Here is a 24,140-nt window from a genome sequence, read left to right on the forward strand (position 1 = left end):
CGTCTCCAAGGCGAAGGTGTACGCCTACCAGGACGAGCCGCTCGTCGTGAACGGCGACCGGGTCGAGCCGGGCGACGAGCTGGCCGACTCCGGTGCGCTTAGAAGTGAAATCAGTGGCCGGGTCGAGATTGACCTCGTGCGCAAGCAGGTGCGGGTCATCGAGTCCTACGACTTCGAGGCCAAGATGGGGGCCGAAGCCGTCAAGGAGCTGCTCGACGACCTCGACCTCGATCAGCTTGAGGCTGAACTCGGCGAGGCGATGAAGGACAACAGCCGTCACAAGCGGGCCAAGGCTCGCAAGCGGCTGGAGGTGGTGCGTGCCTTTAAGCGCAGCGGCAACCACCCTTCGTGGATGATTCTGGAGACGGTTCCGGTGATGCCGCCCGACCTGCGCCCGATGGTGCAGGTGGACGGCGGGAGATTCGCGACCTCCGACCTCAACGACCTCTACCGCCGCCTCATCAACCGCAACAACCGGCTCAAGAAGCTCATTGGACAGGGCGCGCCCGACATGATTATCCGCAACGAGAAGCGGATGCTTCAGGAGGCGGTCGACGCGCTGATTGACAACGGGCGGCGCGGCTCTCCCGTCACCAACCCCGGCAGTGACCGCAGCCTGCGCTCGCTGACCGACCTGCTCGGCGGCAAGCAGGGCCGCTTCCGGCAGAACCTGCTGGGCAAGCGCGTGGACTACTCCGGGCGTTCGGTCATCGTGGTGGGGCCGCAGCTTAAGCTGCACCAGTGCGGGGTGCCCAAGCGCATGGCCCTCGAACTCTTCAAGCCCTTCCTCTTCAAGGTGCTCGAAGAAAAGGGCGAGGTCACCAACATCAAGCAGGCCCGCAAGATGCTGGAGCGCTACCGCGACACGCGGGACAGCGTGTGGGACGCGCTGGAAGAGGTTATCGAGGATAAGGTCGTGCTGCTCAACCGCGCCCCGACCCTGCACCGCCTCGGCATCCAGGCGTTCGAGCCGGTGCTCGTCGAGGGCCAGAGCATCCAGCTGCACCCGCTGGTCTGTGAAGCCTTCAACGCCGACTTCGACGGCGACCAAATGGCGATTCACGTGCCGCTCTCGGCCTACGCGCAGGCCGAGGCCCGCATCCAGATGCTCTCGGCCCACAACCTGCTCTCGCCCGCAAACGGCGAGCCGAACGTCAAGCCCAGCCGCGACATCATCCTCGGCATCTTCACGCTGACCCAGCTTCGCCGGGACAACCTCGGCGCGGGCAGCGAGTTCGCCAGCGAGCGCGAAGCCCTGGACGCCCTGGCCGAAGGCCGGGTGGCCCTCAACGCGCCCATTCGGGTTGCCGGACAGGAGACCAGCCCCGGTCGCCTGAAGTACGTCTTCGCCAACCCGGACGAGGCGATCATGGCCGTCGAGCGCGGCGAGATCGACTTCCAGGACCACGTGCGCATCCTGCTGAACGGCACCCTGCACGAGACCTCCGCCGGGCGGGTGATGTTCCGCCGCCTGGTGCAAGAAGCGCTGGGACCGCAGGGCCATCTCGTCGACACGCTGGTGAACCTGGACACCGCCTACGAGAAGGACCACCTCAAGGACATGGTGATGGCCTGCTACAAGGAGCTGGGCATCGAGGCCACCGCCGGGCTGCTGGACGCCCTCAAGGACAGCGGGTTCCGGCTCTCGACGACTTCGGGCATCACCATCGGCATTGACGACATCGTGCTCCCGCCCAACAAGGCGGAGCTGCTCGCAGAGGCTGACGGCAAGCTCGCGGAAATCGAGCAGAACTACGAGTTCGGCTTCATGACCGAAGAGGAACGCTACAAGCAGGTCGTGCAGCTCTGGACCGAGACCACCGACGCGGTGAAGAACGCGGTCTTCGATAACTTCAGCCACAACTACCCCTTTAACCCGCTGTGGATCATGAGCCAGTCGGGGGCGCGCGGGAACCCGCAGCAGATTCGCCAGCTCGCGGGGATGCGCGGCCTGATGGCCCGCCCGGACGGCTCGACCATCGAGGTGCCCATCAAGGCGAGCTTCCGCGAGGGCCTGACGGTGCTGGAGTACTTCATCTCGACCCACGGTGCCCGAAAGGGTGGGGCCGACACCGCGCTGCGCACCGCCGACTCTGGCTACCTCACCCGCAAGCTGGTGGACGTGGCCCACGAGGTCGTCGTGCGCGACGTGGACTGCGGCACTCCCGACTACACGGTCATGCCGCTGGGCGCGACCGACGAGCGAACGGGCGAGTGGCGCGCCCGCAAGGGCAGCGAGATTGAAACCTCGATTTATGGCCGCACCCTGAGCGCCGACGTGACCCTCTCGGACGGGCGGGTCATCGAGGCGGGCGCAATGCTCAGCCTGGAGGACGTCAAGGCGATCACCCAGGACGCTAGGGCCATCCGCGAGGTCTTTGTCCGCACCCCGCTGAACTGCCGCGTGAAGGCGGGCGTGTGCCAGAAGTGCTACGGCTACGACCTTTCGCAGGCCAAGCCCGTCAGCATGGGCGAGGCGGTGGGCGTGGTGGCCGCCGAGTCCATCGGCGAACCCGGCACCCAGCTCACCATGCGCACCTTCCACACCGGCGGCGTGGCAGGTGGCGGCGACATCACGATGGGTCTGCCCCGCGTGATTGAGCTGTTCGAGGCCCGCAAGCCCAAGACCCAAGCGGTGGTCGCCGACCGCGACGGCGTAGTCCGGATTGAGGAGGAAGAAGAGCGCTACCTCGTCCGCATCGAGGCCGAAGACGAGCAGTACTCGTCCAAGACCGCGACCAAAATCAGCAAGGGCCTGCGCCTCATCGTGCGCGACGGCGACCGGGTCGAAGCCGGGCAGCCGCTCACCCGCGGGGCCATCAACCCGCACGACCTGCTGCTCTACAAGGACACGGACGCGGCGCAGCGCTACCTCGTCGAAGAAGTGCAGCGCGTGTACCGCTCGCAGGGCGTGAAGGTGCACGACAAGCACATCGAGGTCATCGTGCGGCAGATGCTGCGCTACGTGGAGGTCACCGACGGCGGCGACACCGACCTGCTTGAAGGTCAGACCGTCGAGCGCTGGGAGGTCGACCAGGCCAACGAGGCGCTGGCCGACGGTCAGACCCCCGCGAGCTGGAAGCCGGTGCTGCTGGGCATCACCAAGAGCAGCCTGACCACCAAGAGCTGGCTCTCGGCGGCGAGCTTCCAGCACACGACGCACGTGCTGACCGAAGCCTCCATGCGCGGCCAGGTCGACGAGCTGATTGGCCTCAAGGAGAACGTCATCCTCGGCAAGCTGATTCCGGCGGGCACCGGACTGGCGACCGTCCGCGAGATGCAGGTCGCCGACGAGCGCACCCTGGAGAAGTACGGCGAGGCGGGCCGCAGCACCGACTCGGTGACGGGCACGGGCCGCTACGACGACACCCGTCCCGGCAGCGTGGTGAACACGCCCGGCTACGGCGACTGAAGCCAGGGCTGAAGCTCCCCTCCCCCACCCGTTGCAGGGTGGGGGTTTTTTATGCCTCCTCTTCCCGCAATCGGTCCGCCCCGTCCTGATAGAGCGTGGCGTAATGCTCGCCCAGCCGCACCAGAAAGCGCATCTCCTCGCGGGTGGTGGCGGCGCTGAGGGTGGCCTCGAAACTCAGGAGGAGCGCCCCGTAGGCGAGGCTCCCGGCCCCCAGCAGCGCGAGCAGCAGCGGGGCCGCTCCGGTGGCCAGGCCGGAGAGTTCACCCAGGCCAATCAGCAGGCTGGTCCCCACCAGCAGCGCGACCGCCACGTAAAAGGCCCGCAGCGCCCGCTGGAGGTAGCGGGTGCGGCGGGTCAGGCGCGGCAACTGGCGCACGATCATCTGCTTTTCCTCGCGGGCAAGAGGCTCGCGCTGGCCTTCCTCGCCCACGAGGTCCTTGAAACGAGCGGTCAGGCTCCGCACCCGGTCGGTGCTGCGGCCCAGGCGGGTGCTGGTACTCAGCAGCAGGGTGCCCGCGCCCGAAATCAGGACAGCGGGGGTAATCATGGCGGTCAGGGCACCGAGGGTGGGGTCAGCCATGCGGACAGGGTAGGGGGTAGGGGGGCGGGCAGGTCAGCCCGGCATTAGCGGGGGCCACCGCAGATGCCGCTGGCGCGGGGCGGGCAGTTGCCGTCGCTGACGACCAAGTTTCCCTTCTCATCTCCCGTGATGAACAAGGCAATAGCGCCCGCCCGGTCGCCAGTATCAACTGAGCCGTAGCCCCCCAGGACGTTAATCACCAGCACACCCGCTTTGGGCAAGGTGCCCTGCCAGCGGACCTTCTCGCCTGCCATGACCGGACGGCTGACCAGGTTCAGGGTCCAGCGGTCGGGCGTGACGGCTACGACCATGACCCGGACAGGACCGCCCGGCAAAGCGCGGCTGCGGCTCAGGTCAATCTCGACGGTGAAGGGGACCCGCTCGCCGGGATAAAACTGGAACACGCTGTTCGGGAAGAAGAGGTTCCGCTGGGCAACCGGGGGCGTGGTCGCTGTCGGCGGCGCTCCAGCCCCTCCCGCCAGCACGGGTGCGGAAGCCGCGAGGGCGGCAAACAAAGCGAGAACCTGCGGACCACGGGGGCGCATGACCCATCCTATGCCGAATGGCCCAGTCCCCAGACCGCGGCTTCGTCAACCGTGCCCCCCTTCCACCCCCCTCACCCCAGGCCCGCTAAACTTTTCTGATGCAGCTTCTCCTCGACCTCCACCCCGATGAGTACCCGCTAGAGGGCTTCCGGCGGCGGCAACTGCTGGAGTGGGTGTTCGTGCAGGGTGTGGGCACCTTCGAGGCGATGACCAACCTGCCCACCTCCCTGCGCTCAGACCTCGCCGCCCGCTTCCAGCTCAATCCTTTCCGCGAGATAGAAACGGTTCGCAGCGCCGACGGTTCGGCGAAGTACCTCTTCACGCTGCTTGACGGGCGGCAGATGGAAGCGGTCTACATGCCCTACCTCGACCGCAAGACGGTCTGCGTGTCCACGATGGTGGGGTGCCCGGCCCGCTGCGCCTTTTGCGCGACCGGGGCGATGGGCTTTTCGCGCAACCTGACGCCCGGCGAAATCGTGGGGCAGGTGCTCGCGGTGGCAGCGGGCGAGGGGCTGGAGCCGCGCGAGATTCGCAACCTCGTCTTTATGGGCATGGGCGAGGCGATGCTGAACTACGAGCACACCATGAAAGCTGCCCGCATCCTGCTGCACCCGCAGGCGCTGGGCATGAGCAAGCGCCGGGTGACCCTCTCGACGGTGGGCATCGCCAAGGGGATTCGGCGCCTGGCCGAAGAAGACGACCTCGGCCTCAAGCTGGCCATCAGCCTGCACGCCCCCGATGAGGAAACGCGCCAGAAAATCATCCCGACCGGGGCCGCCAACTCCATCGAGGAAATCATGGCTGCCGCCCGCGACTATCAGGCGGTGACCGGACGGCGGGTGACGCTGGAATACACCATGCTGCGCGGGGTCAATGACCATCTCTGGCAAGCCGAGCTGCTCGCCGAGCGGCTGCGCGGGCTGGTCAGTCACGTCAACCTGATTCCGATGAACCCCTGGGACGGTTCCGGCTTCGAGAGCAGCACCGAGGAGCAGATTCAGGCGTTTTATGACGTGCTGGAGGCGCGGGGCGTGGATGTCAGCGTGCGGCGCTCGCGGGGGAAGGACGCGGGGGCAGCGTGCGGCCAACTGGCGCTAAAGCGCCCCGGCGCGGCGGCGGGCGCTCCGGCTTGAGAACACCCCGCCTCTGGCCTCCCCGGTAGGGGGGTTTTTTCCTGTGGCGAGCGTTGAGATGAGTGCTGGCTTCATACCACCTTGGCCCTGGGGCCGTGAGAGAATCACGGTGGCCCACGCATTTCCCCTCCGCGTCAGGGTTACGCAAGACCTCTCTAGCTACGCTCTGCCTACATCTCCCCCGTTCAGGAGGCCCTTTCCGGTGACCCCAACGAGAATCACGCTGCTCGGCCTGTTGCTGGCCGCCGCGCCCCACGCTGCTGCCCAGACCCTGCTCGACACGTCCGCAGCGGTGTCCATCCAGAACACGCTGCTTCAGTCTCAGCCGACCGGGGTGCCGGTGACCGTGCCCACGCTGCCCAGTACCCCACCCGCTCCCGCCGCTCCGCCAGGGACGGCCCCCGGCCTCCCGGCCCCGCCGCCGCCCCCGGTCCTCACGCCCGCGCAGCAGCAGACGCTGAGCCAGGGCCGCGAGGCGCTGGGCAGGGGCGACCTCGTGCAGGCTCGGCGGCTATTCGAGTCGCTGGTGGCCGCGCAGTACCTGCACCCGGAGGGGCATTTCGGGCTGGGGCTGACGCTGCTGGCGCTGGGGGACCTGCGGGGCGCGGCCTTTGAGTTCACCCGGCTGCGGGAACTGGCCCCAGGCGGCTTCGAGGCCCCCTACAACCTCGGCGTGATTGCCAGTCGCGAGGGGCGCTTTGCGGAGGCCCGGCGGCTGTACGAGGAGGCCGCCACCCTCGCCCGCGGCAAGGCCGGACCCGCCGCCGAGCGGCAGGTGCTCGAAGCGCTGGCCGGGGAGCAGCGGCGGGCGGGCGACTGGGCCGCCCTGAGCGCCACCCTCGCGCAGGCCGCCGCCCTCGACCCCTCGGACCGCGACCTCGCCTTCCGGCTGGCCCAGGCGCAGGTGCGGGCGGGGCAGGGGGTGGAGGCGCTGCCGGGCCTGTACGCGCTGCTCTCGCGCGAGCCGGGGCGGGCGGACGCGGCGCTGCTGCTCGCCGACATCTACGTCGCGCAAAACCTGCCGGAGCGGGCGGTGCGGGAACTCGACGCCGTGCTGCCCCGCGTCGCCAAGGCGAGCGACCGGGCCAGCTTGCACCTGCGCAAAGCCGAGGTGCTGGCTGCCGCCGGGGACACCCGTGGGGCCGTCCTCGCCGCGCAGGAGGCCACCCGGCTGGACCCCGCCCGCCCCGCCGCCTTTGCCCGCTTGGGCGAGCTGCGGGCGCTGCGCGGCGACCGGGCCGGGGCGCAGGCCGCTTACGCGCAGGCCGCCCGCCTCGCACCGGGGGACGCGGCGATTCGCACGGCGCTGGCGGCCACCCGGCTCGCGCTGGGGCTGAATGCCCAGGCCCGTCAGGACGCGGCGCAGGCGCTGACCCTGAAGCCTGATAACGCCACCCGCGCCCGTGCCCTGTACGTGGGGGGTGTGGCGGCCTACCGCCTGGGCGACCTCGCGGCAGCCCGCAGCGCCCTGCGCCAAAGCACCCAGGCCGCACCGAGCGCGGACGCCTACCTGTGGCTGGGGCTAACCGCCTACGCGCAGGGGGATTACGCGGGCGCGGCGGGGGCGCTGAGCACCAGCGTGAAGCTCGACCCCACCCCCACCGCCCGCCAGAACCTCGGCTCAGCGCTGCTGGCCACCGCGCGGTACGCAGAAGCCGAGGCCATCATGCGCGGCCTGACATCAGAGCAGCCGCGCAACGCCGAAGCGTGGTACCTGCTGGGCCTCAGCCTGCGCTCGCAGGGGCGTGAGGCGCAGGCCCGGCCCGCCCTGAAGACGGCGGCGGACCTCGGCCACCGCCGGGCCGCGGAGGCGCTGCGATGAGCCGCGCCAGCCGCCCTCCGCTCAGCCGCTGGCCGGACCTGCTCATCGGCCTTCTGGTCGTACTGCTGCTCGCGGGCTTCGCGCTCCTGCTGCTGGGCCAAGGCCGAGAGGCCGTCACCGCCGCAGCTCCGCCACCCCCGGTGGCCGAAGAGCTGCCCGACATCCCCGCCGCGCCGGGCACCGACCTGGGCACGGATATGGGAGAGGAAGCGGCCCCCGCCCCCGAAGCGAGCACGACGGCGACGCCGGAAGAGACGACCGCCACTCCCGCAGCGGAAGCCGCGGCCCCCCGCGAGGAGACGCCCGCTGCCCGCCCATCCACCCCGCCCGCGGCGCAGCCGACCCCGGCTCCCTCGGCGGCTTCTCCTTCCTCCGCAGCACCTGAGGCGAGCGCCCCCGCCGCCTCTCCCGCGGCCACCACGACCACCCCTGCGACCGCGTCCGCCCCGGAGGATGCCCCGGCGGTGGTTGCCGCGACCCCCATCCCGGCAGCCCCGCCGCCGCCGCCCGTGCCGGAAGTCACGCTGCCCCAGCCGGAGACGACCGTACCGCTGCCCCCCCCGGCGGCGCAGGCTCCGTCAGCGGCGGGCGAGGGGACGCGCTCTGAGCCTTCGCCGAGCACGAGCACCTCGAACGCCCCCACGTCGTCGGCTGCTCCGGCCCGGTCCGGCACGGTGGTCGCCCCCAGCGAGGAGCGCACGCCGCTGCGCAGCGACTACCGCATCAGCTTGGGCACCTTTGGGTCGGAAGCTGAGGCCCGCCGCGCCGCCGCCGGAGTGGCCGACGCGGGGTATCCGGTGTACGTGATTGACCTCGGCAACCAGGTGGTCGCGCAGGTCGGCCCCTATGCCGACGAGACGACCGCGCGCCGGGCGCTCGCCGACATCCAGCCCCGCGCCCCCCGCGCCGTGCTGTACGCGCCGCGAGGCCGCAGCTTGACGGGGGGCGGCAGCGAGACGACTCAGGCGAATGCGCCCGCCCCGGCCACTGCTCCTGCCGAGACCGCCGCACCCCCAGAGGCCGCGCCCGCCGAGCCGGAAGCGCCCGCGACCGCGCAGGCCCCCGCGCCGAGCGGTCCGGTGTACCTCCAGGTAGGCGCCTTTGACCGCCAGGAGAGCGCCGGGCGGCTCGTCGGGATGCTGCGCGACCTGGGCTTCTCGCCCACCGTGAACGCGCCGGAGGGCCGCAAGGTGACGGTCCTCGTCGGCCCTTACAGCGGCGAAGCGCTGCTGGAAGCCGAGCGCAAGCTCGACGCGAACGGCCACGACCACTTCAGGATTCGCTGATGACGGGGATACCAACCGCGACCATCAGCCGCCTGGTGACCTACCTGCGCATTCTGGAGGGCTTAGAAGTCCAGGACATCCTCCGCACCAGCAGCAATGACTTGGCGGAGCGAGCGGGCGTCACCGCCTTTCAGGTCCGCAAGGACCTCGCGTACTTCGGACGCTTCGGCACGCGTGGGATGGGCTACACGGTGCCCATCCTCAAGCGCGAGCTGATGCGGGTGCTGGGCCTCAACCAGACTTGGAACGTGGTGATTGTGGGGATGGGGCGGCTGGGCCAGGCCATCGCCAACTATCCCGGCGCGAGTGACTACCAGTTTCAATATGTCGGTCTCTTCGACGTGAGTCCCGACGTGGTGGGACGCACGGTGCGCGGCCTGCCCGTGCGCCACATGGACGAGTTGCCGGAGTTCGTGCGCAGGAACAAGGTGGACATGGGCTTTCTGGCCGTGCCGCCCGACCACGCGCAGGACGCCGCGCAGGCGCTCGCCGGGGCGGGCGTGCGCGGCATCCTCAACTTCGCGCCCACGGTGATTCAGCCCCGCATGCTGGAGCGGGCGGGGCAGCAAGAAATCAGTGACGAGTGGCGTGCTGTGATTGTCGAGAACGTGGATTTCCTCGCCGGAATGAAGCGGCTCGCCTTTTACATCCTCAACCCTCACCTGAACGCCGTGGACACGGAGGAGACTGAATGAAGAGACTGGCTTGGATGGTGCCTGCCCTGCTGCTGGCGGCCTGCAACACCATGGGGAATCCGAATGTCCCCGTTTACAGCATCAGCCTGACCTCGCTGGGTTACGAGGTTAACGAGCAAGGGAAAATCACCATCCCAGAGGTCAGGGCCAATCTCGTGAGCACGGCAGGTGCGCCGGACGTTCTCAAGGTCGAATACACCGCTGTCTTGCTGGATGGCAAGGGCGAACGCGCCGCCGAGGGCAACTCCATTATTACGCCGCTTAACGGCCTGCTGTTTGCGGGGGCCAAGGGTGGCTACTTCTGCTTTGGGGGTCAACCAACCCCGACGACGCCAGCGACGCCGGAAAACGGCTGCACAATGGGCAGTCCGGATGCTCGGCCTGTCACCACCGGGCAGTGGGCCGCCAACACCGTCAACCGCGCTCTCGTTCCGGGTGAGTGGGCAATTGCTCATCTGCGGGCTGGGACGACCAATGCCACGGCTCCCTGGAGCGTCGATTTCACATTCACGGCCACCCAATCGACGGGGCGAACCGTGACCTGGAAACAGAACTACGCGTTCCTCGCCCCGGCACGCGCCGGAAACTGAAGGGGCGGTACAAAAGGGGGGCGGAGGCCGTGCTCGCCTCCGCCCCTTTCCTTCTCTCCCTCAGAACCGAATCGCGTACTCCGCGAATCCGTCTTCGCGCACCCGCAGCAGCGTGGCACCAGCGGGGAGGTTCTTGGCGGCGTTGGGGCTGCTGACGTACAGCAGGGTCACGCCGGGGATGGGCGTGAGTTTCCAGTTGCCGTCAGCCGCCGGGTTCACCGTCCCCTGCTCGGTGAAGTAGCGCACCAGCGCCTCGCGGGTCTCGTCGGGCGCTTGCAGGACGATGTTCTTGCCGTCCAGACCGGGGAAAGAGCCGCCACCCGAAGCGCGGTAGTTGTTGGTCGCAATGACGAACTTCTGTGCCGGGTCGATGGGCTTGCCCTGGTACTGGAGGTTCTTGATGCGCCGGGCCTGGGGGTTGACGAGCTTGCCCGCGCGGTCATAGCGGGCGGGCTGGGTCACGTCAATCTCGTAGGTCACCCCGTCGAGCACGTCAAAGTTGTAGGTGGGGAAGCTCTCGTCGACGAGGGGCTGCGGGTCGGTCTTGGCCGGGTCAATCTGCCGGAACTGCCCGGCGGAGCGCTCCAGCCACTCCTGCACCCCCGCCCCCGTGACGAGGACGGCCTGCACGGTGTTGGGGTAGACGTAGAGGTCGGCGACGTTCTTGATGGCGAGCGTTCCGGCGGGGATGTCGGTGTAGTAGCTCGCCCCGCCCCGGCCCCCCGCCTTGAAGGGTGCGGCGGCGGAGAGCACCGGGAGGTCCTTGTACGGCGTGCTCGCCAGGGCTGCCTTCACGTAGGCGAGCTGCGCATTGGAGACGAGCTGCACGCTGGGGTCGTCTTGCACGAGCGCCCAGTAGGAGGTCACCGGGGCCGTCAGGTCGGCCACCTTGCCGCGCACATAGGCCAGGGTGCCCTCGTGGGCCTTTTGCACGGCAGCGGCGATGGCGGGGTCGGGCGTGACCAGGCTCTTTTTCGCCGTCTTGTCCCAGATGGGGCGAATGCTGCCCTGGGCGTCGGCGATGGTCCACTTCTGGGCAGCGCGGTCGTAGTTGAGCTTCAGGTCGGCCACGCCGAGGTTGTTGCCCCAGAAGCCGGGCATCAGCACGACCTTGCCATTGATGGTGCCCTTTTTCAGGTCCACGCCCGCCACGTCCTTGTAGGCGCTGCCGGGGAACTCCAGGTGGCTGTGGCCGGTGAGCACCACGTCGATGCCGTCCACCGTGGTCAGCGCGGCTCCGGCCTGCTCGCCGCCCGGCGCATAAGCGCCCTGGTTGATGCCCGTATGCGCGAGGGCGACCACGATGTCCGCCCCCTGCGCCTTCATCTGGGGCACGAACTTGCGAGCGGCCTCCACGATGTCCATGACCTGCACCTTGCCCTCCAGGTGGGCCTTGTCCCAGTTCAGAATCTGGGGCGGGGTAAAGCCGATGACGCCGACATTGAGGAAGTAGGGGCGGCCGTCGGTGGAGTACACCAACTTGCGCTGGATGACGTAGGGCGCATACCGGTTCGTGCCGTCGGGGTTGAGCACGTTGGCGTTCACGTAGGGCATCGGGGCCGCGGCGAGCACCCGGTCGAGGTACTCCAGGCCATAGTTGAACTCATGGTTGCCCAGGGTCGCCGCGTCGTATCGCAGGCTCCGCATGACCTGATGCATGGGGTGCATCTGACCCGCTTTCAGCGGCTGCACGCGGGCCGCGAAGTCGCCCAGCGGGTTGCCCTGGATGAGGTCGCCGTTGTCAAAGAGCAGGGTGTTGCGCTTTTCCTCGCGGGCCTGCTTAATCAGGGTGGCCGTGTACTCCAGCCCGAACTCGCCCGTCGGCTTGTCCTGGTAGTAGTCGTAGCCCAGGGCGTGGGTGTGAAGGTCGGTGGTTTCGAGAATCCGCAGCTCGACCGTCTGGGCGCTCGCAGCGCTCAGGAGGAGGGCGGCGGTCAGGGCAAGGTTAGTCCGCACGCCCTCCAGGATAGGGCGCGGGGTCAGGGGCGTGTGAAGGGGCCAGCGCCCCCGGTCCGAGATGGCGGGCCGCCCCCAGGCCAAGGAGGCCCAGGGTGAGGTCAAACTCGGCCAGGACGTTCTGAATCACGTCGCGCACGCCCGCTTCTCCCGCGAGGGCGAGGCCATACACGTAGGGCCGCCCCAGCAGCACCGCCCGCGCCCCCAGCGCGAGGGCCTTGGCCACGTCTGACCCGGTGCGGACGCCGCTGTCAAGCAGCACGGGGAGGCCCCCTGCCGCCGCGACCACGCCGGGCAGGGCGTCGAGGGCCGCGACCTCACCGTCAAGCTGCCGCCCGCCGTGGTTGGACACGATCAAGCCGTCCACCCCGCGCCGCCCGGCCTCCCGCGCGTCGCCTGGGTGCAGGATACCCTTGAGGAGGATGGGCAGCCGGGTCCACTCGCGCAGGCGGCTCACGTCGTCCCAGGAGAGGTCGGGGCGGGTGTAGGTCGCGGTGAAGCGGGCGGCGGCGGAGCGCATCTGCTGGGCACTCAGCCCAAAAGCGCGGCCCTTCGCGGCGAGGTCGGCCCCGGCCCGCAGGAGGGCCGGAGTACGCGGGGGCTGCACGTCGGGGGCGGGCAGGGGGATGTCCAGCCGCGAGCGGAACACCGGGTCGCTGAGGTACTGGGCCAGCCCGCGCCCCCGCAGGAAGGGCAGGCTGCCGAGGTCGAGGTCACGGGGCCGCCAGCCCAGCAGCGTCGTGTCGAGAGTGAGGACGATGGCGGAGGCCCCGCACGCCTCCGCCCGGCACACGAAGGTGCGGGTGACCTCGTCGTCAGTGCCCCAGTAGAGCTGGAAGAGGCGCGGCGAGTCGCCCATCGCCGCCGCGCACGCTTCCATCGGCACCGACGCCTGCGAGGAAAAGACGAAGGGCACCCCCTCCTCGGCGGCGGCGCGGGCGACGGCGAGGTCGGCCTGGGGGTGCGCGGCTTCCAGCACGCCGATGGGGGCGAGGAGCAGCGGCGACCGCAGCGAGAGGCCCAGCAGCTCGGTGCCGAGGTCGCGTTCGCGGGTGCCGCTGAGCTGCCGGGGCATCAGGCGCACCCGCTCGAACGCCGCGAGGTTGGCCCGCAGGGTGCGCTCGGCCCCCGCCCCGCCCGCGACGTAGGCGAAGTCGGCGGCGCTCATCTTGGCCTTGGCCGCCGCCTGAAGCCGTTCGGGACTCACCGGGACGGCGGGGCGCTCTCCGCCCAGGCCCCGGACATACAGGCGCGTCTGCCGGGTGCGGCCCGGCCCCGGTCCGATGTGGGTCATGCTCGGCCTCCCTCTGGGGTGATGTGGGCCAAAGCATAGCCCGCGTGAAGAAAAGGGGAAGCGTGCCGGTGCCGAGCACTGCCTATGCTGAGCCGCAGTTCTCCCCCCCCATCCCTGTCCCGCCCCAGGAGGCCCCATGCCCCCCCAGACCCCCCCAGCCCGCCGCCCCGACCCCTCGCCCGCGACCTCCGTGCAGACGATGGGCCTGGCCGCCGTGCTGACCATGCTGGGCGCGGTCGCCCTCGCCCGCACGCGGGTGCGCCCCAGCGAGGAGCAGGTGCTCGGTGCGGCCCGGCGCGTGCTGAGCGCCGTCCTGCCCCCCGACCGCCCCTTCGCGGTGAGGTTCTGGAACGGCGAGGAACTCCCCGCGGGCGTGCCCGACCCGGCAGCCCGCTTGACCCTGGCCTCGCCTGAGTCGCTGGGGCGGATGCTGAACCTCCCCCTGGACGTGGCGCTGGGCGAGGCGTACCTGCGCGGCGACTTCGACATCGAGGGGGACTTCGGGGCGGTCGTGGGGCTGGCCGACACGTTGAAGCCGCAGTTCACGCCCGCACAGGTGGCGGGGCTGCTGCGCGACGTGGCCCTGCTGCGCCGGGGGGTGGGGGCGAGGCCGCCCAAGCCACTCGCCCAGCTTCACGGCGAGACGCACAGCCGCGAGCGGGACAAGCAGGCCGTGCAGGCGCACTACGACGTGTCCAACGACTTCTACAAGCTGTGGCTGGACGAACGGATGGTGTACTCCTGCGCTTACTTCCCCACGGGCACGGAGACGCTGGACCAGGCCCAGGAGGCCAAGCTGGAGCTGATTTGCCGCAAGTTGCGGCTGCAAGAGGGCGAGCGCCTGCTGGACATCGGCTGTGGCTGGGGCGGGCTGGCGCTGTACGCGGCGCAGCGGTACGGCGTTTCCGTGCTGGGGGTGACCCTCTCCGAAGCGCAACTGCACGAGGGGCGGGCGCGGGTGAAGGCCGCCGGGCTGACGCACCTCGTCACGCTGGAGCTGCGGGATTACCGAGATGTAACGGGCGAGTTCGACAAGATTTCCAGCGTGGGCATGGCCGAGCACGTGGGCCGCCGCAACATGGCCGAGTACTTCGCCGCCGCCCACCGGGTGCTGAAACCCGGCGGCCTGATGCTGAACCATGCCATCGCCGATGGGCTGGGGCAGGCGCGGGTGCCGATGGTGATTCAATCGGGCAACTTCGCCCGGCGCTACGTCTTTCCCGACGGCGAGCTGCTGCCCATTTGGGAGACGCTGAACTACGCCGAAGCCGCCCTCTTCGAGGTGCGCGACGTGGAGAACCTGCGCGAGCACTACGCCCGCACGACCCGTGAGTGGGCGCGGCGGCTGGGGGCGCGGGAGGACGAGGCCCTCGCCGCGCTGGGCGAGGAACGCTACCGGCTGTGGCGCCTCTACCTCAACGCCTGCGGGTACTACTTCGAACGGGGGCACCTCAGCATCTTCCAGACGCTGCTTGCCAAGCCGGACAAGCGGCGGCAGGTGCCGCTTCCGCCGAGCCGGGGGGACATCTACGCGGACGGGCGGCTCTAGCTACAGCGCCGCGACCAGCCGGGCAAACAGGGGGGGCATGGGCGGCCCCTCTCCTCCATTCACCCACCCGAAGCGGCGGTCGCGCAGCCCCGCCCCCTCCCCCACCCCGATGCCGTCCGGGAAACGGGGGCGCAGGTCCAGCGGTTGCCCGACCTCCCGCGCTCCGGGGAGGATGCTCAGCGCCCGCTCGACCTCCCGCCCGTGGCCGAAGTGGAAGAGATGAAGCTCGCCGCCGTCCTCCCAGGCGAAGCGGGCGGTGGGGTGAGAGAGGGAGTCCAGCGAGCCGGGAGCCGTGACGTGCCGCGCCGCCAGCCCAGGCCGCAGCCGCAGGGTGACCTCCAGCGCCTCGCCCAGCGCCCCGAAGCTGCCGACAAAGGGGCGGGTCAGGTCATAGCCCTGCACGTTCTTGACGGTGCGCCCGCCCGCCCGGACCACCCGACCCGACGGGGCGCGAAAGATCACGCCCAGCACGTCGGACGCGAAGGGGAAGGTCTGCCCGAAGCCCCCCCGCGAGACGAGGCCGCCCACCCCGCCGGGCAGCTCGACGGGCGGGAACGGCGGGTAGAGGCCGGGGGGCAGGGCCGCGTACACCTCCAGCAACGCGGTGTCGCCACTCATGGTGACCGTTTGGTCGCTCGGCGAGAGGTCAAGGATGGGCATGGGGGTCCCCCTCCTCGTCGGGCAGCACCTTGCCGGGATTGAGCAGGCCCGCCGGGTCGAGCGCCCGCTTGACGTCCCGCAGTGCCCCCAGCGTCACCGGGTCGACCGCCTCGCGCATGAAGGGCCGCTTCATGCTGCCGATGCCGTGCTCGCCGCTCAGGACGCCGCCGTGCCGGATGGCGACCAGGGCGATGGCGTGGGCGAGGGCGTGCACCGCTTCCGGCGACTCGCGGCGGGGGTCAAAGAGGATGTTGGGGTGCAAGTTTCCGTCCCCGATGTGCCCGAACTGCACGACCGGGAGGCCGGAGGCGTCCCCCAGCGCCCGAATCTCGCGCACGACCTGCGGCAGGGCCGAGCGCGGCACCACGATGTCCTCGTTCATGCGCTGCGGGCGAATGCGGCCCAGCGCGGGGCTGACGCTGCGGCGGGCCTGCCACAGGGCGGCGGCCTCGGTGCCAGTGGCGGCGCGGCGCACGGTGCCCCCGGCCTCCCGGCAGGAGGCCTCCACCAGCGCAAGTTCCTCCTCGACCGTCGCCAGGTCGTCCCCGTCGGTGTCGACCAGCAGCACGGCCCCGGCGTCACGCGGCAGCCCCAGGGCGAGGTAATCCTCGACGGCATTCACGCAGGCCCCGTCCATGAACTCCAGCTTGGCGGGCACGGCTCCGGCGGCGATGGCGCGGCTGACGGCCTCGGCGCACCCACCCACCTCTGGAAAGCTCGCCCGCAGGGTGCGGGTGTACCGGGGGGGCGGGGCGAGGCGCAACGACGCTTCGGTCATCAGGCCCAGGGTGCCCTCCGAGCCGACCAGCAGCCCGGCGAGGTCGTAGGCACCCCGCGTCAGCTCGTGGACCTCGCCGTCCGCGTCCACGAACTGCAAGCCCGTCACGGAGTCGCCCGTCACCCCGTACTTGAAACACAGCGGCCCGCCCGCGTTCTCCGCGAGGTTGCCGCCAATCGTGCTCGTGCGGAGGCTGGCGGGGTCGGGCGGATACATCAGGCCGAAGGGCCGCGCCGCCTCGGTCACGGCAAGGGTCACCACGCCCGATTGCGACCTGGCCTCGCGCCGCTCTGGAAAGACCTCCAGCCGAGTCATGCGGGTAAAGGAGATGACCAGGCCCGGCACGGCGGGAGCCGCCCCCCCGCTCAGGCCGCTCGCCGCCCCGCGCCCCACGACCGGCACGCCCGCCGCCCGCGCCGCCCGCACCGCCGCCACCACGTCCGCCGTGGATTCGGGCAGCACGACCGCCAGCGGCGTTTCCCCGAACTGAATGGCGTCGTAGCGGTAGTTGCGTCGCTCGGAGAGGGCGGAGAGCACCTTGCGGGGGCCGAGGCTGCGGGTCAGCTCGGCAGCGAGGGGATGGTCAGGCGTGCCGCCAGAGCGCGGCTTGGGGGCGCGGGAGCCGGGGGTGAGGGCGGTTTGGCGGGGCAAGACGCTCACAGCTCCCCCCGGTAGGCCAGGTCCAGCACTTCCACCGTGTGCAGCACAGGTACCCGGCTTCCCTGCCGCCGCACATGGCTCCCAATCTGCGTGTGACAGCCGATGTTGCCGCTGGCAATCAGGTCGGGGGCGGTCGAGAGGATGTTCCGCGCCTTGCGCACGCCGAGTTCGCTGGCCAGCTCCGGCTGCTCCAGGTTGTAGGTGCCCGCCGAGCCGCAGCACAGGTCGCCTTCGGGGACCTCCGCGACGAGGACGCCGGGAATCGCCCGCAGCAGCTCGCGGGGGGCGGCGCGAACGCCCTGCGCGTGGGCGAGGTGGCAAGCGTCGTGGTAGGCGACGGTGAGGGGCCGAGGGGCGGGGAGGAACGGTTCCAGCTCTCCGGCGTGCAGCAGCCCCGCCAGGAACTCGGAGAGGTCTTGCACCTTCGCGGCGAAAGCCCGCGCCTTTTCCTCGTCCGGGAGGCCGTGCACAACCACCGGGTATTCCTTCAGGCCCGCCCCACACCCCGCCGCGTTGGAGAGGATGGCGTCGTAGTCGTCCGGGTTAAACGCAGCGAGGTTCTGGCGCACCAGCCGCAGCGCCTCCTCCCGCGCCCCGGTGTGCAGGGCGGCGGCCCCGCAGCAGCCCTGGCCCTGGGGGAGGACGACCTCGATGCCGTTGCGGGCGAGAACTCGGAGCGTGGCGGCGTTGAAGCCCGGCGTCAGGGCCTGCTGGGCGCACCCGGCGAGGAGGGCGACGCGGCCCCGGCGTTTGCCCCTCGCGGGCGTGACTTCCGGGCTGGGCTGCATCGCCGGAACCCGTGCAGGCAGCAGGTCGAGGGGCGCTCGCAGGGCGGCGGGCAGCAGCGGTGCGAGGGGCTTGGCGTACTGGCCGAGACGGGCAGCCATGCTGAAGACCTTTGGGGCCGGAAGAATCTTCAGGATGCCCGCCCGCTTCATCCGGTCGAGCGGTGAGCGCTCCCGCCCCGGCTCGGACCAGCCCCGGAAAGAGGTGATGAGTTCGCCGTAGGGCACCCCGCTGGGGCAGGCGGTCACGCAGGCCTGGCAGCCCAGACAGCGGTCGAGGTGCGGGGCCGCGTCCGCGAGGGGCAGGGTGCCCTCCAGCACCTCCTTCATGAGCACGATGCGGCCCCTGGGCGAGTCCATCTCGTCGCCCAGCAGCGCGTAGGTCGGGCAGGCGGGCAGGCAAAAGCCGCAGTGCACGCAGGCCTCGACCGCGTGCGCCATCACCTCGCCCTGCGGCCCGATGTTCTGCACGGGAATGTCGTGGTTCACGGGCTGGCCCTCATGGGGGACAGGATAGGCGGGTGAAGGGGCAACGGGAGAGGGTCATGTAGGCGAGTGTTCCGCCCTCGGCGGTCAGCGCCTGAACGCTCGGTGCGGAGGGCGGACGGCTCTCCTCACCCCCGCCGAAGCTGCGCCAGAATCCCCGCCGCGATTTCCTCGACGCTCGTCGAGGTGGTGTCACGCACCGGAATCCCGGCCCGCCCAAAGAGGCGCTCGGCCCGCCGGACCTCGTGTTCGCACTGCTCTAAGCTGGCGTAGCGGCTTCCGGCGCGGCGCTGGGTGCGGATGGCATGGAGGCGGCGGGGGTCGATGGTCAGGCCGTGCAGCTTGGCGCGGTGGGGTTCGAGGGGGAGGGGCAACCCCTCGCGCTCGAAATCGTCTTCGGCCAGCGGGTAGTTGCTCGCCCGGACCCCGTGCTGGAGGGCCAGGAAGAGGCTGGTGGGCGTCTTCCCGACCCTGGAGACGCCGACCAGAATCACGTCCGAGAGGCCGTACTGCTTGTCGCCCACCCCGTCATCCGTGGCGAGGGCGAAGTCGAGGGCGTCCATGCGGGCGAGGTAACCGTTTTGGTCGTGCATGTCGTGGTAGCGGCCCACGCTGCGAGCGGCGGGCAGGCCGAACTCGGCCTCCAGCGCGGCGAGGCCAGGGCCGAGCAGGTCGAAGACGCGGGCCGGAGCCGACTCCAGCTCGCGCAGCACGGCGGCGTCGGTGACCGTGGTAAAGACGAGGGGCCGCTCGCCCCGCCCCGCGAGCGCGGCGACCTCCCGCGCCACCCCCCGCGCCGCCTCCACGGTGGCAATAAAGGGGCGCTGCACGTAGCGCAGCGGCTGCCCCGGAAAGTGGGCCAGCAGCGCCCGCGCCGTGGTCTCGGCGGTCAGTCCGGTGTGGTCGGAAACAATCAGGACGGTCCGGGAGGGCGGGGTCATGCGCCCAGCGTGACATGCCGGGCGGGGAGCCGTGTCTCTCCAGACGGAACGCCCTACCCGGCGCAGGCGGGGTAAGCTGTGGACGTTTCACAACACCAACCCCCGCCGCTTCCACGCCGGGGAACCCCATCAGAACGGAGAACGCGCATGGACATGATTCGCTGGTTCCAGACACTAAGGATGACCGACGTGGAGGTTGTGGGCGGCAAGAACGCCTCCATCGGCGAGATGATTCAGGGCCTCGCCGGGGCCGGGGTGCGGGTGCCCGGCGGCTTTGCCACGACCGCCGACGCCTTCCGGCTCTTTCTCACTCACAACGGCATCGAAAAGCGCATCCAGGCCCGGCTCGCCGCTCTCGACGTGAACAACGTGGTCGCCCTCGCCGACGCGGGGCGCGAGATTCGCAGCTGGGTGGAGGGCGGCGAGCTGCCCGCCGAACTGGAGGGAGCCATTCGCGCCGCCTACGCGCAGATGACCGAGGAAGCAGGCGGCACCGCCCCCGACGTGGCCGTACGCTCCAGCGCGACCGCCGAGGACCTGCCCGAAGCGAGCTTCGCCGGGCAGCAGGAAACCTTCCTCAACGTGCGCGGCATCGACGCGGTGTTGCACCATGTCCGGCTGGTGTTCGCGTCCCTGTACAACGACCGGGCGATTTCCTACCGGGTTCACCACCACTTCGAACATGCGGATGTGGCCCTCTCGGCGGGGGTGCAGCGGATGGTGCGGACCGACCTCGGCGTGTCGGGGGTGGCTTTTACCCTCGACACCGAGAGCGGCTACCGCGACGCGGTGTTCGTGACGGCGGCCTACGGGCTGGGCGAGCTGGTGGTGCAAGGAGCCGTCAACCCCGACGAGTACTTCGTGTACAAGCCCGCGCTGAGGGCTGGGAAACGGGCGGTGCTGCGCCGCACCCTGGGCAGCAAGGCCCGCCGGATGGTCTACGCCGAGGGCGGCGGGGTGGAAGCGGTGGACGTGCCGGAAGCCGAGCGGCAGCGCTTCTGCCTGTCCGACGACGACCTCACCGAACTCGCCCGGCAGTGCGTGACCATCGAGGAGCACTATGGCCGCCCGATGGACATCGAGTGGGGCAAGGACGGGCGCGACGGCAGGATTTACATCCTGCAAGCCCGCCCCGAAACCGTGCAGAGCCGCAGCGGGCGCACGCTGGAGCGCTTCGAACTGGGCGGCACGGGCGAGGTGCTCGTCGAGGGCCGGGCGGTGGGCAACCGCATCGGCGCGGGCGTGGTGCGGGTGGTGCGGGACGTGGCGCAGATGGACCAGGTGCAGCCCGGCGACATCCTCGTCGCGGACATGACCGACCCCGACTGGGAACCCGTCATGAAGCGGGCCTCGGCCATCGTGACCAACCGGGGCGGGCGCACCTGCCACGCGGCGATCATCGCCCGCGAGCTGGGCATTCCGGCGGTCGTGGGCACCGGAAACGCGACCCGCGAGCTGAGAAGCGGCCAGGCCGTCACCGTCTCCTGCGCCGAGGGCGACACCGGCTACGTCTACGCGGGCGAGCTGCCCTACCGGGTCCACCGCGTCGAGCTGGACGCCATGCCGCCCGTTCCCCTCAAGGTCATGATGAACGTGGCCTCGCCCGACCGCGCCTTCTCCTTTGCCGCGCTGCCCAACGAGGGCGTCGGCCTGGCCCGCGTCGAGTTCATCATCTCCAACGTGATTGGGATTCATCCCCGCGCCCTGCTGGACTATCCGAACGTGCCGGGCGACGTGCGAGCGCAGATAGACGAGAAGACCGCCGGGTACGCGACCCCGCGCGACTTCTTCCGCGAGAAGCTCGCCGAGGGGGTGGCGACCATCGCGGCGGCCTTCGCACCCAAGCCGGTGATCGTCCGCCTCTCGGATTTCAAGAGCAACGAGTATGCCCACCTCATCGGCGGCCCCGCCTACGAGCCGCACGAGGAAAACCCGATGCTCGGCTTCCGGGGCGCTTCCCGCTACCGCTCGCCCGACTTCGCCGCCGCTTTTGCGCTGGAATGCGAGGCGATTCAGGAGGTGCGGGACGGCATGGGCCTAAAAAACGTGCAGGTGATGGTTCCCTTCGTTCGCACGGTGGGCGAGGCGCGGGCCGTCATGGAAGTGCTGGCCCGCAACGGCCTGCGCCGGGGCGAGAATGGCCTCAAGGTCATCATGATGTGCGAGATTCCGTCGAACGCGATTCTGGCCGACCAGTTCCTGGAGCACTTCGACGGCGTCTCCATCGGCTCGAATGACCTGACCCAGCTCACGCTCGGCCTCGACCGGGACTCCGGGCTGGTCGCCGACCTCTTCGACGAGCAGAACGAGGCGGTGCTCGCACTCATGGGTCAGGCCATCGCCGCCGCCAAGCGGGCCGGGAAGTACATCGGCATCTGCGGGCAGGGGCCAAGCGACCACCCGGCGCTCGCGCAGTGGCTGCTGGACCAAGGCATCGACTCCGTGAGCCTCAACCCCGACTCGGTGCTCTCCACCTGGCTCTCGCTCGCGGGGGAGCCGGAGGCGGCGCGGGCCTGACTTCCCCTACTCCGACTCCACCGCCCCGAACAGCGTGGGCGGCGGCTCGGTGGGCGGCCCCAGCCCGGAGACGGTGAGGCCGACGAGGCGCACGCCCTTCTCGCCTATCAGCTCAGCGGTGACGAGGTGGGCAGCGGTGCGCGTCAGCGTCGCCTCGTCGCGCACGGGATGGGGCAGCGTCACCCGGCGGGTCACCACCGAGCGGTCGTCGAGCTTGAGCTTGAGCACGACCACCCGCCCGGCGAGGCCCGCCCGCGCGAGCCGCTCCTCGACCCCCCGCGCCAGGGGCGGCAGGGCGGCGCGGACGGCCTCGACCCCCCGCAGGTCTTCTGCGACGGTGGCCTCGCTGCCGACCGACACCGGGGCGCGGTCCGGCTCGACCGGGCGGTCGTCCTCGCCCCAGGCTATCCGGGCAAAGTGTTCGCCCACCCGCCCGAACCACGCGGCGAGGTGGGCGGGCGGCGTGCGCCGCAGGTCGCCCCCGGTGTGGATGCCGTGGGCGGCGAGTTTGGCGGCGGTCGCCGGGCCGATGCCGTGAAAGGCGGAGGTCGGCAGGCTCGCGAGCAGCGCGTCTGCCTGCGCGGGCAGCAGCACGGTCAGGCCGTCGGGCTTGTTCAGGCCGCTCGCGAGCTTGGCGAGGAACTTGTTCACGCTGACGCCCGCCGTGGCGGTCAGCCCGGTGGCCGCCCGAATCTCGGCGCGGATGCCCTGAGCGATACGGGTGGCGCTCGGCCCGCCCCGCAGCGGCGCGGTCACGTCGAGGTAGGCCTCGTCCAGCGAGAGCGGCTCGACGAGGGGGGTGTAGCTCCGGAACACCTCGCGGACCCCGGCGCTCACCTCGCGGTAGACCTCGAACCTCGGCTCCACGACGACCAGCCCCGGACAGCGCTCCAGCGCCCGGTAGAGGGGCATCGCGCTGCGGACCCCGAAGGGCCGCGCCTCGTAGCTCGCGGTGAGGACCACGCTGCGTTTGCCGCCCCAGGCGACCGCGACGGGCCGCCCGCGCAGCCGGGGGTCGTCGCGCTGCTCCACGGACGCGTAAAAGGCGTCCATGTCCACATGGAGAATCTTGCGCGGCCCCTCGCCCACGCCTGCGAGTTTAGGTCGGCGCTCGGCTCAGAAAGGAAGACAGCCTTTCTGAGCACCGCCAGAGGCTCAGGCTTCGAACTGAAGGAAGATGGCCTTGAGGTACTCGGCCTCCGGGAAACTCGCGTGGTGGTCGGGGGCGTGGCGGCTCGTGCGCAGCTCGCGCCAGCGGTGGCCACTGCGCCGGGCCGCGCCCCGCACCGCCTCCCAGAACTCCTCGGCGCTGACGTGGGCCGAGCACGACGCGCTGACGAGGACCCCGCCGGGCGCGAGGCGGCGGATGCCGTCCGTGGCCAGCCGCCCGTAGGCCCGAATCGCCCCCTCGCGTTCGGCCTCCCGCCGCGCCAGCGAGGGCGGGTCAAGGATGATGAGGTCGAACTCGCGCCGCGACCGCGCGAGCCACTCGAACACGTCGGCCTGCACCGTCTCGTGCGCTGCGCCCAGGCCAGGGTTGAGGGCGAAGTTGCGCCCCGCGCTCGCCAGCGCGTGGGCGCTGAGGTCGAGGCTGACGACCTCCCGCGCCCCGCCCCTGGCCGCGTACAGCGAGAACCCCCCCGAAAAGGAAAAGGCGTTGAGCACCCGCCGCCCACGAGCGAGGCCCTCCACCCGGCGGCGGTTCTCGCGCTGGTCGAGGAAAAAACCCGTCTTCTGGCCGCGCACCACGTCGGCCTCGAACTTCAGGCCCGTCTCGCGGAAGATGACGGGGCCGCCCGGTGCGTCGCCCACCAGGGTCAGGCCGTCCGTCAGGCCGACCGCCCCGGCCAGCTCCCCGATGTTGCGGCTCAGGCGCAAGACCACCCGGCAGCCGGGAAAGCGGGCCTCCAGCAACCGCAGCAGCATCGGCAGGTGCGCAAACCACGCCGCCGTGTACAGCTTGAGGACCAGCGTGCCCCCGTAGCGGTCTACGACCGCCCCCGGCAAGCCGTCCGACTCGCCATTCACGACCCGGTAGCCGTCGGTGTCGGGGCCGAAGAGGGCCGCGCGGCGGTGCAGGGCGGCGTCGAGCCGGGCGGCCCACCACCCGTCGTCCACGGTGACGGGCCGCCCCGCATGCAGCACCCGCAGGCGCAGGGGCGAGTGCGGGTCGTACAGGCCGAGGGCGAGAAAGCGGTCGCGGCGGTCATAGACGACGGCGAGTTCCCCCGCCTCGCCCTCGCGGTTTTGCTCCCGCACGCTGCCCTCGTAGAGCCAGGGGTGTCCGGCCCGCAGGTGCGCCTCGGCGGGGGCCGAGACACGCAGGCGCAGGCGGGGGCGGGGGGCGGCAGGGGGCGGCGACATCGGGGGGCAGGGTAGCGCAGGGGGGGGTGAGGGAAATGGGGACGCCTCACCCCGCCCGGCCCGGACGCGGCCTACCCTGGACCCACC

18 protein-coding genes (1 of these 18 running past the window's edge) are annotated in these 24,140 nt (G+C 70.7%); 8 read left to right on the forward strand and 10 right to left on the reverse strand.

Features of this window, described 5'->3' with window-relative positions; genetic code table 11:
• A protein-coding gene (gene rpoC / locus H565_RS0104555) for a DNA-directed RNA polymerase subunit beta' (protein WP_027460005.1) crosses the window boundary here: on the forward strand, positions 1-3,412 show its 3' portion. The gene continues 1,208 nt to the left of window position 1, outside the view; 3,412 of the gene's 4,620 nt are visible here — the last part of the coding sequence; its start codon lies off the left edge, out of view; it ends in the stop codon at positions 3,410-3,412.
• A 49-nt stretch (positions 3,413-3,461) separates the two neighbouring features.
• On the opposite strand, the gene H565_RS0104560 is transcribed toward rpoC, so the two are convergent.
• Complete coding sequence (locus H565_RS0104560) at positions 3,462-3,992, reverse strand: DUF2721 domain-containing protein (protein ID WP_027460006.1); 531 nt, start codon at positions 3,990-3,992, stop codon at positions 3,462-3,464.
• A gap of 44 nt (positions 3,993-4,036) precedes the next feature.
• Entirely contained in the window at positions 4,037-4,537 is a 501-nt protein-coding gene (locus H565_RS0104565) for a hypothetical protein (RefSeq protein WP_034408392.1), read from the reverse strand.
• A 98-nt stretch (positions 4,538-4,635) separates the two neighbouring features.
• Here H565_RS0104565 and rlmN point away from each other — a divergent pair, with 98 nt between their 5' ends.
• The 5 genes from rlmN to H565_RS0104590 all read left to right on the forward strand — a co-directional run bounded on the left by rlmN (position 4,636) and on the right by H565_RS0104590 (position 10,063).
• A complete protein-coding gene (gene rlmN, locus H565_RS0104570; protein ID WP_027460008.1) occupies positions 4,636-5,670 on the forward strand; it encodes a dual-specificity RNA methyltransferase RlmN in 1,035 nt (344 codons plus the stop codon).
• A gap of 202 nt (positions 5,671-5,872) precedes the next feature.
• Positions 5,873-7,492: a tetratricopeptide repeat protein gene (locus tag H565_RS0104575; protein WP_027460009.1), complete on the forward strand. Its 1,620-nt coding sequence runs from the start codon at positions 5,873-5,875 to the stop codon at positions 7,490-7,492.
• Positions 7,489-8,778, forward strand: a complete 1,290-nt coding sequence (locus tag H565_RS0104580) for an SPOR domain-containing protein (RefSeq protein ID WP_027460010.1) — start codon at positions 7,489-7,491, stop codon at positions 8,776-8,778. Before H565_RS0104575 ends, H565_RS0104580 begins: the two co-directional genes overlap by 4 nt.
• Entirely contained in the window at positions 8,778-9,473 is a 696-nt protein-coding gene (locus tag H565_RS0104585) for a redox-sensing transcriptional repressor Rex (RefSeq protein WP_027460011.1), read from the forward strand. Before H565_RS0104580 ends, H565_RS0104585 begins: the two co-directional genes overlap by 1 nt.
• Positions 9,470-10,063, forward strand: a complete 594-nt coding sequence (locus tag H565_RS0104590) for a hypothetical protein (protein WP_157468875.1) — start codon at positions 9,470-9,472, stop codon at positions 10,061-10,063. Before H565_RS0104585 ends, H565_RS0104590 begins: the two co-directional genes overlap by 4 nt.
• A 60-nt stretch (positions 10,064-10,123) precedes the next feature.
• Here the strand turns inward: H565_RS0104590 and cpdB are convergent, their stop codons facing one another.
• Positions 10,124-12,031, reverse strand: coding sequence for a 2',3'-cyclic-nucleotide 2'-phosphodiesterase (gene cpdB / locus H565_RS0104595; RefSeq protein WP_027460013.1), 1,908 nt, complete (start codon positions 12,029-12,031; stop codon positions 10,124-10,126).
• On the reverse strand, positions 12,009-13,313 hold the full coding sequence (locus tag H565_RS0104600) for an alpha-hydroxy-acid oxidizing protein (RefSeq protein WP_027460014.1): 1,305 nt from the start codon (positions 13,311-13,313) through the stop codon (positions 12,009-12,011). The genes cpdB and H565_RS0104600 overlap by 23 nt, the downstream gene beginning before the upstream one ends.
• A gap of 136 nt (positions 13,314-13,449) precedes the next feature.
• On the opposite strand from H565_RS0104600, the gene H565_RS14320 reads away from it, so the two are divergent.
• A complete protein-coding gene (locus H565_RS14320) occupies positions 13,450-14,862 on the forward strand; it encodes an SAM-dependent methyltransferase (protein WP_245576160.1) in 1,413 nt (470 codons plus the stop codon).
• Here H565_RS14320 and H565_RS0104610 read toward each other — a convergent pair whose 3' ends face one another.
• From H565_RS0104610 to H565_RS0104625, 4 genes are all read right to left on the reverse strand, one after another.
• The gene (locus tag H565_RS0104610) at positions 14,863-15,522 is read right to left on the reverse strand and encodes a DUF5639 domain-containing protein (RefSeq protein WP_027460015.1); all 660 of its coding nucleotides are present in this window, start codon (positions 15,520-15,522) and stop codon (positions 14,863-14,865) included.
• Positions 15,509-16,960: an FAD-binding oxidoreductase gene (locus H565_RS0104615; protein ID WP_027460016.1), complete on the reverse strand. Its 1,452-nt coding sequence runs from the start codon at positions 16,958-16,960 to the stop codon at positions 15,509-15,511. Before H565_RS0104615 ends, H565_RS0104610 begins: the two co-directional genes overlap by 14 nt.
• Positions 16,957-18,234, reverse strand: a complete 1,278-nt coding sequence (gene glcF, locus H565_RS0104620; RefSeq protein ID WP_027460017.1) for a glycolate oxidase subunit GlcF — start codon at positions 18,232-18,234, stop codon at positions 16,957-16,959. Before glcF ends, H565_RS0104615 begins: the two co-directional genes overlap by 4 nt.
• Positions 18,235-18,359: 125 nt before the next feature.
• Positions 18,360-19,172, reverse strand: coding sequence for a pyruvate, water dikinase regulatory protein (locus tag H565_RS0104625; RefSeq protein WP_027460018.1), 813 nt, complete (start codon positions 19,170-19,172; stop codon positions 18,360-18,362).
• Between the two features lie 147 nt (positions 19,173-19,319).
• Between H565_RS0104625 and ppsA the strand changes: the two genes are divergently transcribed.
• Positions 19,320-21,689, forward strand: coding sequence for a phosphoenolpyruvate synthase (gene ppsA / locus H565_RS0104630; RefSeq protein WP_027460019.1), 2,370 nt, complete (start codon positions 19,320-19,322; stop codon positions 21,687-21,689).
• Positions 21,690-21,695: 6 nt separating this feature from the next.
• Here ppsA and dinB read toward each other — a convergent pair whose 3' ends face one another.
• Both dinB and H565_RS0104640 read right to left on the reverse strand, forming a co-directional pair.
• Positions 21,696-22,778 (reverse strand): DNA polymerase IV, encoded by a 1,083-nt coding sequence (dinB, locus tag H565_RS0104635; protein WP_027460020.1) that lies wholly within the window; start codon positions 22,776-22,778, stop codon positions 21,696-21,698.
• Between the two features lie 66 nt (positions 22,779-22,844).
• Positions 22,845-24,053 (reverse strand): 23S rRNA (cytosine(2499)-C(5))-methyltransferase, encoded by a 1,209-nt coding sequence (locus tag H565_RS0104640; RefSeq protein WP_027460021.1) that lies wholly within the window; start codon positions 24,051-24,053, stop codon positions 22,845-22,847.
• Positions 24,054-24,140: the final 87 nt, after the last annotated feature.

The sequence above is a fragment of the Deinococcus murrayi DSM 11303 genome, assembly GCF_000482805.1.
GTDB lineage: Bacteria > Deinococcota > Deinococci > Deinococcales > Deinococcaceae > Deinococcus > Deinococcus murrayi.